Below are 16,506 nucleotides of genomic sequence, written 5' to 3'. Positions count from 1 at the left end.
GGTCGGTGAAGGATCGGGAGGAAAGGGTCAGACACGCTGGCGCGAGGCTCCGGTGATGAAGAGGCCGTTGGGCCGCCAAAGCAGCAGGGCGATGACGCCGAGGTAGACGAAGGCGTCGCGGAAGGCGCGGGCATCGAGCGGCAGCCAGGCCTGCAGGGCCGTGCTGACGAAACCGATGAGGAAGCCGCCGAGCACGGCGCCCATCAGGCTGCCCAGGCCGCCGATGACGGTGGAGACGAAGGCCACGAGCATCATGGGCGCGCCCATGCGGATGTCCACCAGCCCGGTCTGGTTCACCATGAACAGGCCGATGAGCGCGGCCAGCGCGCCGCTCATGCCGAAGGCCACGAGGATGACGCGGTTGGCCTTCACGCCCAGCATGCGTGCCATGTCGAAGTCCTCGGCGGCGGCGCGCATCTCCAGCCCGGCGCGGGTGTGCCGCAGCATCCAGGCCAGGCCCAGCAGCAGGGCCATGGTGATGCCGATCATCAGCATCTGCAGTGCTGGCACGCGCGCCCCCCACAGGTCCACCGGCAGGTTGAGCTGCGGCCACAGGTTCACGGCCTTGGCGCGGCTGCTGTGCAGCACGAGCAAGGTGTTCTGGATGACGAAGCCCAGGGCGAACGCGGCCATCATGGTGGTGGCGGGCGTGGCGTGGCGCAGGTGGCGGAAGACGGCCAGCTCGGCCAGCACCGCCAGGGCCGCGCCCACGCCCAGCACGGTGAGCACGATCAGCGGCGTGGCCCAGGCGCCCACCCACAGGGGGGCCACGGCTTCGGTGGTGGGCGCGATCAGCACGAAGATGGCGAAGGTCATCACATCGCCATGGGCGAAATTGACCAGGCGCATCACGCCGAAGATCAGCGCGATGCCCAGTGCGCCCAGCGCGTAGAGGCTGCCCAGGCTCAGGGCGTCGAACAGGTATTGGAGTGCGGCGGTCATGGTAGGGTGCGGCGTGGGGTGGGGAACGTCAGGCGTGCATGGCCGCTGGCGCGGCGTCGTAGCCGAAATAGGCCTGCTGCATCTGCTGCGCCGTGATCTGGCGCGGATCGCCTTCGAGGACGATGCCGCCCTCGCGCAGCATCACCATGCGGCCGCCGGTCAGGAGGGCGCGGCTGGCGCTCTGTTCGACGATCAGCAGTGTCAGGTCGCGCTCGGCGCGCAGGCGCAGCAGGGCCTCGTATACTTGGTCGGTCACGCGCGGCGCCAGGCCGAGCGAAGGCTCGTCGATGGCCAGCAGGCGCGGCGCGGCCATGAGGGCGCGGGCGATCACCAGCATCTGCTGCTGTCCGCCCGAGAGCAGCCCGGCCTGCCCGTGGGCGCGTTCGCGCAGCAGCGGGAACACGTCGAGCAGGTATTCCAGGTCGGCGGCCACGGCCAGGGCGTTGCGGCGCAGGCCGGTGCCGATGCGCAGGTTCTCCAGCACGGTCATCGAGCCGAAGACCTGCCGGCCCTCGGGTACCAGCGAGAAGCCGCTCGCGGCCACGGTCTCGGGCGCGCGGCCGGTGGTCAGCTGGCCGTCGAAGACGATGCGGCCCTGGCGCGGCTTGACCAGGCCGGCGATGGCCTTCATCAGCGTGGACTTGCCCGCGCCGTTGGGGCCGGTGACCATGACGGTCTCGCCAGCATGGATGGTGAGGTCGAGGCCGCGCAGCGCGGCGATGCCGCCGTAGCGCACGTGCAGGTCCTGGATGCTCAGCAGGGGGGTGGTCATGCGCAGGCCTCCTCGGTGGTGGGTGCTGGCAGCGCGGCGTCGCCGCCATCGGCCGTGCCCATGTAGGCGTGGCGCACGCGCTCGCTGCCACGGATGGCGTCCGGGTCGCCCTGGACGATCACTTCGCCCGCGTCCATCACCACGATGTGGCTGCAGATGCTCAGCACCAGGCGCACGTTGTGCTCGATCAGCAGCACGCCGCAACCGATGTGCTCGACGAGCTGGGCGATGGTGGCGCGCAGGTCGCTGGCCTCGTGGTCGTTCATGCCGGCGGCCGGTTCGTCCAGCAGCAGGAAGGCCGGGCCGCCGACCACGGCGCGGGCGATGCCCACGCGGCGCTCGTCGGTATAGGGCAGGGCGCTGGCGGGCATGCTTGCCAGGTGCGCCAGCCCCAGCCAGTGCAGGATGCGCCGCGCCTCTACGCCGGCGTCGCGGCGCGACATGCCCAGGCCGACGCCGGCCGCCTCCAGGTTGTCCTGCACCGACAGGTCGCGAAACAGCCGACCGCCCTGGAAGGTGCGGGCCACGCCGATGCGCCGGAAACGGTCAGCACCCAGGCCTTGCAGCGGGCGGTCGTCCAGCAGCACCCGGCCCGCGCCGGGCGTGTTGAAGCCGCTGAGCACATTGACCATCGTGGTCTTGCCGGCCCCGTTGGGGCCGATCAGGCCCAGCACCCTGCCGCGTTCGAGCGACAGGCTCACGGACTTGAGCGCGCGCACCCCCGAGAAGGTGAGGCTGACCGCTTCGGCGCGCAACTGCCGGGGCAGGGCGGATGGGGCGTGGGCGTTTGGCATCAGAGGGCGTTCCGGGTGATGACGTAGGTGCCGCTCTCGTCGAGCCGTGCCGTCCATCCGGGCGAGATGACCACGGTGGTGGTGGGCTCCTCGATCACGGCCGGGCCCTCGACGACGTCGTCAGCCCCCAGCTTCTCGCCGTCGTACACGGGGGTCAGGACGGTGCTGCCCTCGGCGCTGAAGATCATCTGCCGGCGCGTGCGGACGGCTTCCTGTGCCTTGCCGCCGGCTGGCATCCGGGGCGGGGGCAGCAGCGCGCTCTTGCCGAACACGGTGGACTCGATGTTCACCACTTCGACCAGGCTGTCGGGCTCGTTGTAGGTGAACAGCTGCTTGTGCAGGTCGTGGAACAGCTGCTTGATGTACGGCAGGTTGGCGGCGTTCACCGGGGTGTTACCGATGTCCACCGTGCACTCGTGCACCTGGCCGACATAGCGCATGTCGATGCTGCGACGGAAGGCGATGCGGCTCAGCGGAATGCCCTCGGCCTGCATGACGGTGATGCCGTCATGCTCCAGCGAGCGGAAGCGGTTTTCCAGGTCCGCCAGCGGGGCGCGGTCGTCCAGCCGCATGGGGGTGGCCGCCATGTAGTTGTATTTGATGTCAGACAGCAACTGGCCGAAGGCGCACAGGCCCGAGGCCAGCTTGGGCACCAGCACCGTGCGGCAGCCGATCTCCTGGGCCAGCGCCGTCAGGTGCAGGCCGGTGGCGCCGCCCGCGCCGATGAGGGCGAAGTCGCGCGGGTCGTAGCCGCGCTCGATGGACACGCGGCGGATGCCGTTGACCATGTTGTTGTTGACGATGCTGAAAATGCCGTAGGCGGCCTTTTCCACGCTGATGTACAGGGGCTCGGCCAGATGGTGCGAAATGGCCTGGCGCGACGCGGCCGCGTCGATGGGCAGGCGACCGCCCAGCAGCGATTCCGGGTTCAGGTAGCCCAGGACAACGTTGGCGTCGGTCACCGTGGGCTGCGTGCCGCCGCGCTGGTAGCAGGCCGGCCCGGGCATGGCGCCGGCGGACTGCGGGCCGACGTTGAGCACGCCCATCTGGTCGATCCAGGCGATGGAACCACCGCCCGCGCCCAGCGTCTCCACCTGGATCATCGGGGAGCCGATGCGGTAGCGCAGGAAGTCGATGTCCTTGTCGATGTTGGTCTTGTCCTCGTGCGTGAGCGTGATGTCGAACGAGGTTCCGCCCATGTCCACGGTGATGAAGTTGCGGATGTCCAGCGGCCGCGTGATGTAGCGCCCGGCCATGGGGGCCGATGCCGGGCCGGAGTTGATGGCGTTGACGGCGCGCGAGACCATCACGTCGCGCGCGGCCATGCCGCCGTTGGACTGGAAGTAGCGCACGGGCACCTGGGTGCCCTGTTCGCGGTAAAAGGTGTCGATGCGCTCGACGTAGTTCTTCAGCACCGGCCCCAGGTAAGCGTTGACCACGGCGGTGGAGGTGCGCGTGTATTCGCGCATCTGCGGGAACACCTCGATGCCGACCGAGACGTACACATCGGGCAGCAGCTCGCGCACGATCTGCGCGGCGCGCCGCTCATGGGCGTCGTTCGATACCGACCACAGGAAGGAGATGGCCACGGCCTGCACGCCTTCCCGGCGGAACAGCTCGCAGGCGGCGCGCACGTCTTCCTCGTGCAGCGGGGTGCGGATGCTGCCGTCGGCCAGCACGCGCTCGCGCACCGGCACGCGCAGGTGGCGCTCCACCAGCTGGCGCGCCGGCGGGTACTCGGCGTCGTAGCGGTAGCCTTCCTCCTTGTGGCCGAGGCGGATTTCCAGCGAGTCCTCGTGCCCGGCCGTGCAGATCAGCCCGGTCTTGACGCCCTTGTGCTGGATCAGCGCGTTCAGCGCCACGGTGGTGCCGTTGACGCACAGGTCGGTGCGCGCGAGGATCTCGTGCATCGGCTTGCCGAGCTTTTCCGAGATCTGCGCGAAGCCGTCGGCGATGGCGCGGGTGCCGTCCTCGGGGGTCGAGGTGGCCTTGAAGAGGTGGGTGTTGCCCTGGTCATCGGCCAGGACGAAGTCGGTGAAGGTGCCGCCAGCGTCCACGCCCAGTCGGTAGGTAGTCATGTGTGTCTCTCAGTCGTTCGTGTCGGTTCAGGGGCGGGCTCAGGCCTTGGCGAGGCGCGCGCCGCAGGCGGTGCCGGTCCAGGTGGCGGTGTCCACCGCAACGCCGTATTCGCGTGCCGCTGCCTCCAGCGACACATAGCCGTTGCGTACGTCGTGGACCACGCGCGAGATTTCGCGTTCGAAGGCGTTGCCCCAGCCCCCGCCGCCCGGATTGATGGTGGCCACGCGCTCGCCGGGCTGCACGGTCAGGATGGCGTTGCTGCGCATCACCTCGGTGATTTCCTCGCCCTGCTTGCGCTCGACGCGCCCGAGCTTGAGGTCCGGACAGGCGCTCTGCGCGCCGTTGGCGCCCAGGGCCGGGTACAGGCGCCCTTCGCCGAAGCTGATGGCGGTCATTTCGTGGTCCAGGGGCTCGACCTCCCACACCGTGGCGCAGCCGCCGCGGTGGTAGCCGGCGCCGCCGCTGTCGGGCACCAGCCCGTAGCGGTGGATCTGGATGGGGTAGGAGTACTCCATGATCTCGATGTCGCCCGAGCTGAGCGCGCCGAAGCTGCACTGCGGGCCCACCGAGTTCCAGCCGTCGAGGTGCGCCGTGGCGCCCGCGCCGCCGATCAGCGAGGCCAGGATCATGGTCACGTAGGGCTCTCCGGTGCGCTGGTCGTGGCCGGCGATGTTGATGCCGCTGGCATGGCACCAGGAGCCCACGGCGCGCTCGGGCGCGGCCTGCTCCAGCGCCAGGCGCACGGCGTCCGCCAGCGTTTCCATGGGCGTGGTGGTGCAGTTGACGTGCGGCGCCGGTTCGGCCGCGTTGCACAGCGTGCCCTTGGGGCCCATGTCCACCGTCACGCAGCGGTACAGCCCTTCGTTGTACGGGGGAGGCACCTTGGCGAACATCATCAGTCCCAGGTACACGCCCGAGTAGGAATTGCCTTCATAGGAGTTGATGAAGTAGGGCACCTGGGGCGGGCTGTCGATGCGCACATGGCAGGTGTCGCCGGCGATCGTCACCGTGGCCTTGATGGTCAGCTCACCCAGGCCGTGGCCGGCATCTTCGAGAACGGCGCTGGCTTCGTAGGTGCCATCCTTGGTGCTGGCGAACAGGTTGCGCATGGAGCGATCGGCCATGTCCATCAGCTCGTCGATGCAGGCCTGGACTTCCTCGACGCCGTATTTGTCGAGTAGCGCGAGCAGGTTGCGCTCGCCGATCTGCACAGCACCGTATTGCGCGCGCAGGTCGCCTTCCCAGTCGCGGCGCGCGCGCACGTTGGAGAGGATGAAGTTGATGACATCCTCGCGTGGCCGGCCCTTGTCCCACAGCTTCACGGGCGGGATGCGCAGGCCTTCGGCGTAGATTTCCTTGGCATCGGGGTTGTAGCCCGCCGGCACGGGGCCGCCGATGTCGGTCACATGGCCCTTGCACACGCTCCAGAACACCAGCTTGCCCTGGTGGAACACGGGCTTGTACATGCAGCAGTCCAGGATGTGGCTGCCCATCATCACGGGGTCGTTGTGGTAGATCACATCGCCTTCGTGGATGTCGTCCCCGAAGTACTTCGCCACCGCCTTCATTGCGGGCATCAGGCCGCCGAGGTGGACCGGGATGTCCTGGCCCTGCAGGATCATCTCGGCGCGGTGGTTGAACAGCGCGTTGCTGTAGTCGTGCGCCACGTTGAAGACGCTGGAGCGTGCCGTCTTCTCCAGGGTCAGGGTCATCTCGCGCTGCGTCGTCTCCAGTGCGCCGCGCACCACGGCCAGCGTGATCGGGTCAACTTTTCTCGGGTTTTTCATCGGTTCTCTCCTGTGCGCGCCGCGAGCCAACGGCGAGCGATCCATGGGTCGTTTCAAGGGACTGAAACGAAGCTCGGTACAGGAGAAATTCTGGGTTTTGAACCCGTTTCTGGCTTGTGTTTGCGTGCACCACGGCTTGTGGCTGCGTGCACTGCGCGTCGGGACTTTCCCTATGAGCGCACGCTTGGCGGCATGTCTGCAGGAGGATTGACCGGCGTTTGGCAGTCAAGCGCGTCGCTGCGCGCTCCCGGAGCTGGGCGGATCCGTGCATCAATGAGATGCATGCCGCCCGGGTGATGGCACCAGGGGTGTTGAACCTGGAGGCGGCTACCCACCGCCCCGGGATGCCTGTATGGCTTTGCGCCCTGACTACTGGCGCCGCTTCAGCACTTCGCTGGGTGTTTCGCCATAGCGCCGCTTGAAGGCGTGGCTGAACTGGGTCTGGTCGTTGAAGCCGCAGGCATAGGCGATCTGGGCGACCGAGCTGCCCGTGGGCGCCTGGGAGAGCTGTTCGTAGGCCGATTGCAGGCGCAGGTCGCGGATCCACTGCGATACGGTCTGGCCTGTGTCCTTGAACAGGTCGTGCAGGTAGCGCAGCGAGATGCCGCTTTCGCGGGCGATGGCTTCTGGGTCCAGGTGCGGATCGGCCAGCTGCTGCCGGGTGTAGGCCTCGATGCGTGCCAGGTGGGCCGTGCGCACGATGGAGAGCGAGGACTGCAGCACCGAGGGCGCTTCCTTGAGCGCGACGCCGAGCAGTTCGATCAGCTGCATGCCCATGAGCGCGAGGGCGCCCTGGCTTTGCTGGGGAGTGCAGTGCCGTGTGATCAGCTGCAGATAGTCGCTGAAGAGCTTGCCCATGCCCGTGGTGGTGTCGAAGTGCTGCGCGCAGAAACGGTTGGTGTTGCCCACGCGCGCCTTGAGGGCAGTGTCCGGCAGCTTGAGCACCCACATGTCGTTGTGCGCCGCGTGGCTGAATTCATAGGGTTCGTCGCTGTGTTCCAGAATGAATTGCCCGGGCGCGCAGCGCGTTTGACGCCCCAACTGGGAAAACTCTACCTCGCTGCGCAGGGGGACGGTGACCAGAATTTGCGGCGCGGCGGCCCGGCAATGCTGGTTCAGCCGCTGGTATTGCAGAGCGTTGCAATCGAGCCGCGACAGGGATACCAGCCCCAGATCCCAGGACTCCAGGGTGCCGCTGAACCGGTGCTGGTCGCGGAAGTTGAGCTGGAGATGGAAGTACGCATTGGCAATGACATCGCGCCAGAAACCGAATTCATGGTTTCGTGGGACATCGGCCGTGGAAAAGCGCTGGTACATGGCGCGTGCCTCAGGAGTGACGTACAGCCTGTCTGCCGGGCATCTGCTTCGATGTGCGGTCCGAACCTTGCCGTTGGGTAGGGGCGACTCTAAAGGCGGAAGAATTTCGGGGCATTGGGTTTTCTACCTATTCACTGGAGCCGCTGATACGGCCGGCGTCGGCGCATCGAAACGGCCGCAGCCCGATGCGGCGCAGGCTGCATCGGGCTGACGGCGGCCTGGCGGGCAGGCCGGGATCGGGGCAGGTTCAGCGTGGGGCGATGGCGGCCTCCAGGGATGCTCCGATGATGGCCAGGCCTTCGTCGAGCAGCGCGTCGCTGGCCGTCAGCGGCACCAGGATGCGGATCACGTTGCCATAGGTGCCGCAGGTCAGCAGGATCAGGCCGCGTTTCGTGGCCTCGGCACGCAGACCTTGACGGCGAGAACGGTGTGCAAGGATGAAGGGATCAGCAAGCCAGCCCCACCACACCTGCAGGCGTGAAACAGGCAAGCGCAGCGCGCAGGCCGGGACGGCCGGAGCGTCAGGGATCGAAGCCGCATGGCCGCGACCCGGTACGGGGCGCGGGGCGAAGCCCGCAGAGCCCGACGGCGGTACGCCGGGACGCGTCAGCGAACTTCCGAGGACTCAACGAGAATCATGTTGTCGTGAACGTCGAGGCACACAGCCCTCAAAAAGCCCGGGACACCCCTGACCTCATCGAAGTTTTCTGTCCGCGTGCAAAACACCATGAAAATTCTCTTCTCCCCTTTCTCCCCCTTTGTTCGCAAGTGCCTGATCACAGGCCTGTCGCTGGGCTTGAATGAACGCATCACGCTGCTGCCCTGCAGTGCTCACCCGATCAACCGAGACCAGGACATCATCGTGTCCAATCCGCTGGGAAAGGTGCCCACCTTTTTCACCGACGAAGGACAGGTCCTGTACGACAGCCGGGTGATCTGCGAATACCTCAACGATCTGGCACACGGATCACTGATCCCTGCAACAGGCCTGGCACGCTGGGAGACGCTCACCTTGCAGTCATTGGCCGACGGTATGCTGGACGCAGCCGTGCTGGCGCGCTACGAAGACGCCGCACGTCCAGAGGCGTTTCGCTGGGCCGAGTGGAAGGCGGCGCAACTGGACAAGGTGGAAACGTCGCTAGCGGCGCTCAATGATGACCCGCAAAAGCTGGCCGACCGTGTGGACATTGGGACGATCGCTGTGGGCTGTGCATTGTGGTACCTGGATCTTCGCTTCGCTGACTTGGGCTGGCGTGAGCGACACCCCTATGTGGCTTCCTGGTATGCGGGATACAGCCAGCGCCCGGAGATGGCGGCCACCTGGTCGCTGGACTGAGTGATCTCTCCCACATGCAAAGCGGGCGCCTGCAAGGCGCCCGCTTTTTATTCATATTCAGGGTACTTACAGCGCACCCGCTAGTTCCGGCACAGCGGTGAACAAGTCGGCCTCCAAGCCGTAGTCGGCCACCGAGAAGATCGGTGCCTCGGGGTCCTTGTTGATCGCCACGATCACCTTGCTGTCCTTCATGCCGGCCAGGTGCTGGATGGCACCCGAGATGCCACAGGCCACATACAGCTGCGGCGCCACGATCTTGCCGGTCTGGCCGACCTGCCAGTCGTTGGGCGCATAGCCCGCGTCCACCGCAGCACGGCTCGCGCCGAGTGCCGCACCGAGCTTGTCGGCCAGCGGCGTCATGACCTCGTTGAACTTCTCGGCGCTGCCCAGGGCACGGCCGCCGCTGACGATGATCTTGGCGGCGGTGAGTTCGGGGCGGTCGCTCTTGGCGATTTCGCTGCCCAGGAAGGTGCTCTTGCCGCTGTCGGCCAGAGCGGCGGTGGTTTCCACCGCGGCGCTGCCACCGGATGCTGCTGCCGGGTCGAAACCGGTGGTGCGCACGGTGATGACGTGGGTGGCGTCCATGCTCTGAACCGTGGCCACGGCATTGCCAGCGTAGATGGGGCGTTCAAACGTGTCGGCGGCGATCACCTTGGTGATGTCGCTGATCTGGCCGACGTCGAGCTTGGCGGCCACTCGCGGGGCGATGTTCTTGCCACTGGCCGTGGCCGGGAACAGGAGGTGGCTGTAGTTCGATGCGATGGCCAGCACCTGGGCGGCCATGTTCTCGGACAGGCCGTGCGCCAGGTACTCGGCGTCGGCGTGGATGACTTTGGCGACGCCGGCGATCTGGGCCGCGGCTGCGGCGGCCGGGCCGGCGTTGTGGCCGGCGATGAGCACGTGCACCTCACCCCCGCACTGGGCGGCGGCGGTGACGGTGTTGAGCGTGGCGCCTTTGATGCTGGCGTTGTCGTGTTCGGCAATGACGAGTGCGGTCATGACTTGAATTCCTTAAACAGTGTTCGATGAGCGAGGTGTCTTGATTCCAGGCGCCCGTGGAACCGGCTTTGCCGGGCCACCAGGCGCGCCCCCTGGGGGGTGACGCCGCAGGCGACGCGGGGGGGTCAAATCACCTTCGCTTCGTTTTTCAGCTTGTCGACGAGTGCGGCGACATCGGCCACCTTGATGCCCGCACCGCGTTTGGGCGGCTCGCAGACCTTCAGGGTCTTCAGGCGCGGGCTCACGTCCACACCGAGGTCTTCGGGCTTGACGATGTCCATCTGCTTTTTCTTGGCCTTCATGATGTTGGGCAACGTCACATAACGCGGCTCGTTCAGGCGCAGGTCGGTGGTGACGATGGCCGGCAGCGTGAGGCTCAGGACTTCCAGGCCACCGTCGACTTCACGGGTCACATTGACTTTCCCGTCCACCACTTCGACCTTGGACGCAAAAGTGCCCTGCGGCAGGTCGGCCAGCGCGGCGAGCATCTGGCCGGTCTGGTTGCAGTCGTCGTCGATCGCCTGCTTGCCCAGGATCACCAGGCCGGGCTGTTCCTTGTCCATCAGGGCCTTGAGCAGCTTGGCCACGGCCAGCGGCTGCAGTTCTTCAGCCGTTTCCACCAGGATGGCGCGGTCGGCGCCGATGGCCATGGCGGTGCGCAGGGTTTCCTGGCACTGCGTGACGCCGCAGGAGACGGCGATGACTTCGGTGACGACACCCTTTTCTTTCAGGCGCACGGCTTCTTCGACCGCGATCTCGTCAAACGGGTTCATGCTCATCTTGACGTTGGCCAGGTCCATGCCGGACTGGTCGGCCTTGACGCGCACCTTGACGTTGTAGTCCACCACGCGTTTGACGGGGACGATGACCTTCATGGTGTTGATTCCCTTCAGATGCGTTCGATGATCAATGCAATGCCCTGCCCCACCCCGATGCACATGGTGCACAGCGCGTAGCGACCGCCGGTGGCGTGCAGGCGGTTGACCGCCGTGGTGGCCAGGCGCGCGCCGCTGGCGCCCAGCGGGTGACCCAGCGCGATGGCGCCGCCCCAGGCGTTCACGCGCTCATCGTCGTCTTTCAACCCCAAGGTGCGCAGCACCGCCAGGCCTTGCGCGGCGAAGGCTTCGTTGAGTTCGATCACGTCCAGCTGTTCGAGCGTCAGACCGGTGAGCGCCAGCACCTTCTGCGTCGCGGGCGCCGGGCCGATGCCCATGATGCGCGGTGCCACCCCCGCCGTGGCCATGCCCACGATGCGGGCCCTGGGGGTCAATCCGTTCTTCGCGGCGGTGGCTTCGTCGGCCAGCAGCAGCGCGCAGGCGCCGTCGTTCACGCCGCTGGCGTTGCCCGCCGTCACGGTGCCGTCGGGCCGCACCACACCTTTCAGTTTGGCCAGCGTTTCCAGGCTGGTTTCGCGCGGGTGTTCGTCGGTGTCCACGATCAGGGCGTCGCCCTTCTTCTGCGGGATGCTCACAGCACAGATCTCGCGCGCCAGGTGCCCGGCCTTGATCGCGGCCACGGCCTTCATCTGGCTGGCTAGGGCCATGCGGTCCTGGGCTTCGCGCTCGATCTTGAAATCGGTCGCCACGTTCTCGGCCGTCTCGGGCATGGAGTCCACACCGTACTGGGCTTTCATGAGCTTGTTGACGAAGCGCCAGCCGATGGTGGTGTCGTAGACGGCGTTGTTGCGACTGAAGGCGCTCTCGGCTTTGGGCATCACGAAGGGCGCGCGGCTCATGCTTTCCACCCCGCCCGCGATCATCAGGCCGGCTTCACCGGCCTTGATGGCGCGTGCAGCTGTGCCGATGGCGTCCAGCCCCGAACCACACAGGCGGTTGACGGTACCGCCGGGTACTTCCAGCGGCAGACCTGCGAGCAGGCTGCTCATACGGGCGACGTTGCGGTTGTCTTCGCCGGCCTGGTTGGCACAGCCGTAGATCACATCCACAACAGACGCCCAGTCCACGTTCGGGTTGCGGACCATCAGTGCTCGCAAGGGGATGGCGCCCAGGTCGTCGGCTCGCACAGAAGACAGTGCACCACCGTAGCGACCGAAAGGGGTGCGGATGGCGTCGCAGATGAAGGCTTGGGAAGTGGTCATGACAGAAATCAAGTGAAGAGAAAAGACAAGAAAAAAAAGTGCGCGGTTCAGCCGAGCAGACGGTCCAGCATGGCCGGCGTGGCGCGCGCCGCGCCAAAACCGTTCGCTGCGATGAGCCGATCCAGTTCCTGATCCAGACGGGCGCGGGGCTCGGTCCGGGCCCAGTGCACGGGGCCGCCCACCCAGGATGGGAAGCCGTAGCCGTTGACCAGCACCACATCGATGTCGCCCGCGCGGTGCGCCACCCCTTCGCTGAACAGCAGCGCGGCTTCGTTCACCATGGCCAGCAGGGCTCGGCGCTGGATGGTCTCGGCCGACAGTGGCGAGCGCTCAATGCCGCGCGCTGCAGAGGCCTGCGCGATGACGCCACGCACCACCTCGTCGGTGGCGGGGCTGGCCTTGCCGTCGGTGTAGGTGTAGTAGCCCGCCTGGGTCTTGCGCCCCATGCGGCCCATCTCGCACAAACGGTCGAGGATGTGCACATAGCGTTCCCGCGGGTCGCGGGTGGCGGCGCCGGCCTGCCGCATGCGCCAGGCGATGTCCAGACCCGAGAGATCGGCCACGGCGAACGGTCCCATGGCGAAACCGAAGTCGGTCAGGGCCCGGTCGACGTCCTCGGGCCAGGCCCCGTCTTCCAGCATGAACTCGCACTGCTTGCGGTAGGCGTTGTAGATGCGGTTGCCGATGAAACCGAAGGCGTTGCCACAGAGAATGGGAATCTTCTTCAGCTGTTTGCCCAGGGCCATGGCCGTGGCCATCGCATCCGCGGCACTGTCCTTGCCTTGAACCACTTCCAGCAGCTTCATGACATTGGCCGGACTGAAGAAGTGCAGACCCAGAACATCCTGCGGTCGGGACGTCACCGACGCGATCGCATCGGTGTCCAGGTAAGAGGTGTTGGTGGCCAGGACAGCGCCCACCCGGGCGTGCTGGTCGATCAGGCGAAACACCGATTGTTTGACCGCCAGGTCCTCGAACACGGCCTCGATCACCACGTCTGCTGCCTGCAACGAAGGCCAGTCCAGCGTCGCCGTCAGCAGGCCCAGCAGGCGTTCGGCCGTGGCCGCATCGACCTTGCCAGCCTTCACCCGTGACGCAAAGTGCTCGGCGATGCGGGACGAACCTCGCTCCAACGCATCCGCCGACTGCTCCAGCAAGCTGACCTGCAGCCCGGCTTCCAGGGCGGCAATGGCGATACCCGTTCCCATGGTGCCGGCGCCGATCACGGCGACATGGTCGAAAGCACGCGGTGTTGCTGAAAGGTTGGTCGGCAGCTTGGCCGACTCCCGCTGCACCCGGAACTGGTAGCGCAAGGCGGCCGCTTCGCTGCTTTGCATCAGCGACAGGAACAGCTCGCGCTCACGCAGCATGCCCTCGTCAAACGGCAGCGCGCTGGCCCTGACAGCGTCCATCAGGGCCAGGTAGGCCGGCTGTGCGCGCTGGCGTTTGTTGAACCGCGCAGACGCTTTTTCAGCCGCCTGATCGACGGTGGCGGCATCGACGGTCTGGTCGCGTGCGCGCGGCAACGGCAGGGCTTGCTCTGCGAGTTCTAGGGCCAGGGTCGAGGCTGCGGCCCACAGGTCTTGCCGCACCACCAGGTCCAGCAGTCCCGAATCCGACAGCTGTTCTGCGGTCTGGGCCTGCCCCGAGCTCATCATCGCGAGCGCACGATCAGCGCCCATCAACCGAGGCAGTTTCTGGGTGGCGCCCGAGCCGGGGATCAGGCCCAGCTGAATTTCAGGCGTGCCCAGGCGGGCGGAGGCCAATGCCACCCGCGCATGGCATCCCAGCGCCAGCTCCAGGCCACCGCCCAGGGCCACGCCGGAGAGGGCCGCAACCACCGGCTTCTGGCAGGCTTCGATGGCCGCGATGACGTCGCGCAACATGGGCGCTTCAAACTGCAGGGCCGTGCCGAACTCGGCCACGTCGGCGCCGGCCGAAAAGGCCTTGTCCGTGCCGATGAGCACGATCGCCGCCACTTGCGGATCGGCTTCGGCTGCGCGGATCGATTCAACGATGTGCTTGCGCAGCGTGATGCCCAGGCTGTTGACGGGAGGGGCGTTGAGTTCAACACGTGCTACACGTTGAGCTGTCAGTGGTGGTTGGGTCATGGGGTAGGTCAGGGATTCAGATGATCTGGCGATTCTTCAGCGTGTCCAGTTCGTCGTCGGACAAGGCGGCCAGCGACTGGAGGACTTCGTGCGTGTGTTGGCCCAGCAGGGGTGGCGCTCTGCGGTAGCTCACCGGCGTGGCCGAGAGCTTCAGGGCGCTGCCGGGAACACTGACCTGGTCGGCCGTGGGATGGGGCAGCTCTTGGCGCATGCCCCGTGCGAGCACTTGTGGGTCCTTGAACACATCGGCCATGTCGTTGATGGGACCGCAAGGCACACCCACAGCCTCCAGCAGCCGGATCCATTCGTCGCGCTCGCGCTGGAGCATCAGCGCCTCCAGCAAGGGCACCAGTTGATCCCGGTGCCGCACGCGAGCGGGATTGCTGGCAAAGCGCGGATCGTCGGCCAGTTCGGGCTGACCTGCGACCTGTGTCAATTTGCGGAACTGCCCGTCGTTGCCACAAGCCACGATGACCCAGCCATCCGCCACCTTGAACACCTGGTAAGGCACGATGTTGGGGTGCGCATTGCCCCAGCGCACCGGCGGCGATCCCGTGGCCAGGTAGTTCGTCGCCATATTCGCCATCATGGCCACCTGCGTGTCCAGCAAGCAGATGTCCAGGTGCTGGCCTTCTCCGGTGCGCTCCTTGTGGTTCAGCGCGGCCAGGATCGCAATGGTGGCGTGCGCGCCAGTGAACAGGTCGGCGATCGCGACCCCGGCCTTCTGGGGCGAAGCGCCGGGCAGGCCGTCACGCTCACCGGTGACGCTCATGAATCCACCCATGCCCTGCACAATGAAGTCGTAGCCCGCACGTGGCGCGTACGGACCGGTCTGCCCGAAGCCCGTGATCGAACAATAGATGAGGCCCGGGTGTTCGCTGCGCAGGCTCTCGTGGTCAAGCCCGTAGCGCTGCATGTCACCCACCTTGAAGTTCTCGACCAGCACATCGCATTCGGCCAACAGGCGCCGGATCAGGCCTTGGCCTTCCGCTGTGGAGATGTCGAGCGTGACCGATCGCTTGTTGCGGTTGACCGCTAGGTAGTAAGCGGCTTCGGTCGTGTCTTGCCCCGAAGCATCGCGCGCATACGGCGGGCCCCATTGCCGCGTGTCGTCGCCCTGGCCGGGGCGTTCGATCTTGATCACATCCGCGCCCAGATCGGCCAGCGTCTGCGTGCACCAGGGGCCGGCCAGTATCCGCGTCAGGTCCAGGACCCGCACATGACTGAGAGCGCCCATGTGTTCAGTCCAGTTGAACGTTGGCTGTCTGAACGACCTTCGACCATTTGGCGGCCTCGGTCTGGATGAAGGCGGCAAACTGCGCCGCACTGTCTGGTGCGGCTTCCGCACCCTGCTCCTTGAGCGTTTGCTTGACATCGGGCTGCGCCAGGATCTGCCTGATTTCTTCATTGAGGCGGCTGACCAGGCTGGCCGGCGTCGACGCCGGAGCCCACATCCCAAACCACGAGCTGGCGTCGTATCCCGCAACGCCGGACTCTGCAATCGTGGGCACATCCGGCAGCGCTGCGGAACGCTTGGCCGTTGTCACCGCAACCGCACGCAGTGCACCAGACTTGATGTGAGGCATGGCCGATGGCAGGTTGTCGAACATGCAAGTGGTTTGGTTACCCAGCAAATCCGTGATCGCCGGTGCACTGCCGCGATAAGGCACGTGCGCCATGGAAACCTGGGCCATCTGCTCGAACATGGCTCCGCACAAATGAATCGAGGTTCCGTTGCCGGCTGACGCGTAGGTCAGCTTGCCGGGTGCGGCCTTGGCGGCCGCTATCAGGTCCTTGACCGTCTTGATCGGCTGGGACGGGTTCACGACCAACACGTTCGGGACCATGGCGACCAGACCGATCGGTGCGAAATCCTTGAAAGGATCGTAGGCCAGCTTCTTGTAGAGGTACTGGTTGATGGAATGCGTTCCGATCGTTCCCATCAGCAGCGTGTGACCATCACCGACTGCCTTGGCCACCATCGCGGAACCGATGGCGCCGCCCGCACCGGGCTTGTTGTCCACCACCACGGTCCCACCCAAACGGGTGGCCAGATGACGTCCCACCAGACGACCAAGAATGTCGGTGGTACCGCCTGCGGGGAAAGGCACCAGGATCGTGATCGGTTTGCTCGGATAGCCGGACTGTGCCCACGCAGGCAGCACGATGGTCAGTGCGCTCATGGACAAGAGTTGGCGACGGTTCATGAATGGGGATGGGTTTTTTGACATGGCGCTGTTCCGAGGGTTGGGACGTGGATGATGGGTGGAG

General features: G+C 66.3%; 13 protein-coding genes and 1 pseudogene. 1 reads left to right on the top strand and 13 read right to left on the bottom strand.

Features of this window, described 5'->3' with window-relative positions:
* Positions 1–27 precede the first annotated feature (27 nt).
* From ACSQ3Y_RS34105 to ACSQ3Y_RS34075, 7 genes and pseudogenes are all read right to left on the bottom strand, one after another.
* Positions 28–942 (bottom strand): branched-chain amino acid ABC transporter permease, encoded by a 915-nt coding sequence (locus tag ACSQ3Y_RS34105; RefSeq protein WP_436180422.1) that lies wholly within the window; start codon positions 940–942, stop codon positions 28–30.
* Between the two features lie 28 nt (positions 943–970).
* A complete protein-coding gene (locus ACSQ3Y_RS34100) occupies positions 971–1,714 on the bottom strand; it encodes an ABC transporter ATP-binding protein (RefSeq protein ID WP_436180421.1) in 744 nt (247 codons plus the stop codon).
* The gene (locus ACSQ3Y_RS34095; protein ID WP_436180420.1) at positions 1,711–2,508 is read right to left on the bottom strand and encodes an ABC transporter ATP-binding protein; all 798 of its coding nucleotides are present in this window, start codon (positions 2,506–2,508) and stop codon (positions 1,711–1,713) included. Before ACSQ3Y_RS34095 ends, ACSQ3Y_RS34100 begins: the two co-directional genes overlap by 4 nt.
* Complete coding sequence (gene capA, locus ACSQ3Y_RS34090) at positions 2,508–4,586, bottom strand: caprolactamase subunit alpha (RefSeq protein ID WP_436180419.1); 2,079 nt, start codon at positions 4,584–4,586, stop codon at positions 2,508–2,510. The genes ACSQ3Y_RS34095 and capA overlap by 1 nt, the downstream gene beginning before the upstream one ends.
* A 39-nt stretch (positions 4,587–4,625) precedes the next feature.
* Positions 4,626–6,374: a caprolactamase subunit beta gene (gene capB, locus ACSQ3Y_RS34085; RefSeq protein ID WP_436180418.1), complete on the bottom strand. Its 1,749-nt coding sequence runs from the start codon at positions 6,372–6,374 to the stop codon at positions 4,626–4,628.
* Positions 6,375–6,743: 369 nt separating this feature from the next.
* Positions 6,744–7,691, bottom strand: a complete 948-nt coding sequence (locus tag ACSQ3Y_RS34080; RefSeq protein WP_436180417.1) for a helix-turn-helix domain-containing protein — start codon at positions 7,689–7,691, stop codon at positions 6,744–6,746.
* A gap of 247 nt (positions 7,692–7,938) precedes the next feature.
* A pseudogene (locus tag ACSQ3Y_RS34075) lies at positions 7,939–8,097 on the bottom strand (4-aminobutyrate--2-oxoglutarate transaminase); the annotation flags it as partial.
* 321 nt (positions 8,098–8,418) lie between these two features.
* Between ACSQ3Y_RS34075 and ACSQ3Y_RS34070 the strand changes: the two are divergent.
* Entirely contained in the window at positions 8,419–9,027 is a 609-nt protein-coding gene (locus tag ACSQ3Y_RS34070) for a glutathione S-transferase N-terminal domain-containing protein (RefSeq protein ID WP_373715357.1), read from the top strand.
* 66 nt (positions 9,028–9,093) lie between these two features.
* Here the strand turns inward: ACSQ3Y_RS34070 and ACSQ3Y_RS34065 are convergent, their stop codons facing one another.
* From ACSQ3Y_RS34065 to ACSQ3Y_RS34040, 6 genes are all read right to left on the bottom strand, one after another.
* Positions 9,094–10,026, bottom strand: a complete 933-nt coding sequence (locus ACSQ3Y_RS34065; protein WP_301159125.1) for an electron transfer flavoprotein subunit alpha/FixB family protein — start codon at positions 10,024–10,026, stop codon at positions 9,094–9,096.
* 125 nt (positions 10,027–10,151) lie between these two features.
* Positions 10,152–10,901: an electron transfer flavoprotein subunit beta/FixA family protein gene (locus ACSQ3Y_RS34060; protein WP_301159124.1), complete on the bottom strand. Its 750-nt coding sequence runs from the start codon at positions 10,899–10,901 to the stop codon at positions 10,152–10,154.
* A 14-nt stretch (positions 10,902–10,915) separates the two neighbouring features.
* Positions 10,916–12,124: a 3-oxoadipyl-CoA thiolase gene (gene pcaF / locus ACSQ3Y_RS34055; RefSeq protein WP_301159123.1), complete on the bottom strand. Its 1,209-nt coding sequence runs from the start codon at positions 12,122–12,124 to the stop codon at positions 10,916–10,918.
* Between the two features lie 47 nt (positions 12,125–12,171).
* Positions 12,172–14,235, bottom strand: coding sequence for a 3-hydroxyacyl-CoA dehydrogenase NAD-binding domain-containing protein (locus ACSQ3Y_RS34050; RefSeq protein WP_301159122.1), 2,064 nt, complete (start codon positions 14,233–14,235; stop codon positions 12,172–12,174).
* A 16-nt stretch (positions 14,236–14,251) separates the two neighbouring features.
* On the bottom strand, positions 14,252–15,472 hold the full coding sequence (locus ACSQ3Y_RS34045) for a CaiB/BaiF CoA transferase family protein (RefSeq protein ID WP_301159121.1): 1,221 nt from the start codon (positions 15,470–15,472) through the stop codon (positions 14,252–14,254).
* A gap of 4 nt (positions 15,473–15,476) precedes the next feature.
* The gene (locus ACSQ3Y_RS34040; RefSeq protein ID WP_301159120.1) at positions 15,477–16,418 is read right to left on the bottom strand and encodes a Bug family tripartite tricarboxylate transporter substrate binding protein; all 942 of its coding nucleotides are present in this window, start codon (positions 16,416–16,418) and stop codon (positions 15,477–15,479) included.
* Between the last annotated feature and the right edge of the window lie 88 nt (positions 16,419–16,506).

Origin of the sequence: Acidovorax sp. LjRoot66 (assembly GCF_964253305.1) — a bacterium.
Taxonomy (GTDB): Bacteria; Pseudomonadota; Gammaproteobacteria; order Burkholderiales; family Burkholderiaceae_C; genus Acidovorax.
The sequence above is the reverse complement of the archived record's forward strand: the minus strand, read 5'-3'. Positions and strand labels throughout refer to the sequence as shown.

Coding starts and splice junctions, on each gene's coding strand:
- ACSQ3Y_RS34060 (WP_301159124.1), bottom strand. CDS start 10,901: ATGAAGGTCATCGTCCCCGTCAAACGCGTGGTGGACTACAACGTCAAG.
- ACSQ3Y_RS34080 (WP_436180417.1), bottom strand. CDS start 7,691: ATGTACCAGCGCTTTTCCACGGCCGATGTCCCACGAAACCATGAATTC.
- ACSQ3Y_RS34070 (WP_373715357.1), top strand. CDS start 8,419: ATGAAAATTCTCTTCTCCCCTTTCTCCCCCTTTGTTCGCAAGTGCCTG.
- pcaF (WP_301159123.1), bottom strand. CDS start 12,124: ATGACCACTTCCCAAGCCTTCATCTGCGACGCCATCCGCACCCCTTTC.
- ACSQ3Y_RS34105 (WP_436180422.1), bottom strand. CDS start 942: ATGACCGCCGCACTCCAATACCTGTTCGACGCCCTGAGCCTGGGCAGC.
- ACSQ3Y_RS34065 (WP_301159125.1), bottom strand. CDS start 10,026: ATGACCGCACTCGTCATTGCCGAACACGACAACGCCAGCATCAAAGGC.
- ACSQ3Y_RS34100 (WP_436180421.1), bottom strand. CDS start 1,714: ATGACCACCCCCCTGCTGAGCATCCAGGACCTGCACGTGCGCTACGGC.
- capA (WP_436180419.1), bottom strand. CDS start 4,586: ATGACTACCTACCGACTGGGCGTGGACGCTGGCGGCACCTTCACCGAC.
- capB (WP_436180418.1), bottom strand. CDS start 6,374: ATGAAAAACCCGAGAAAAGTTGACCCGATCACGCTGGCCGTGGTGCGC.
- ACSQ3Y_RS34050 (WP_301159122.1), bottom strand. CDS start 14,235: ATGACCCAACCACCACTGACAGCTCAACGTGTAGCACGTGTTGAACTC.
- ACSQ3Y_RS34040 (WP_301159120.1), bottom strand. CDS start 16,418: ATGAGCGCACTGACCATCGTGCTGCCTGCGTGGGCACAGTCCGGCTAT.
- ACSQ3Y_RS34095 (WP_436180420.1), bottom strand. CDS start 2,508: ATGCCAAACGCCCACGCCCCATCCGCCCTGCCCCGGCAGTTGCGCGCC.
- ACSQ3Y_RS34045 (WP_301159121.1), bottom strand. CDS start 15,472: ATGGGCGCTCTCAGTCATGTGCGGGTCCTGGACCTGACGCGGATACTG.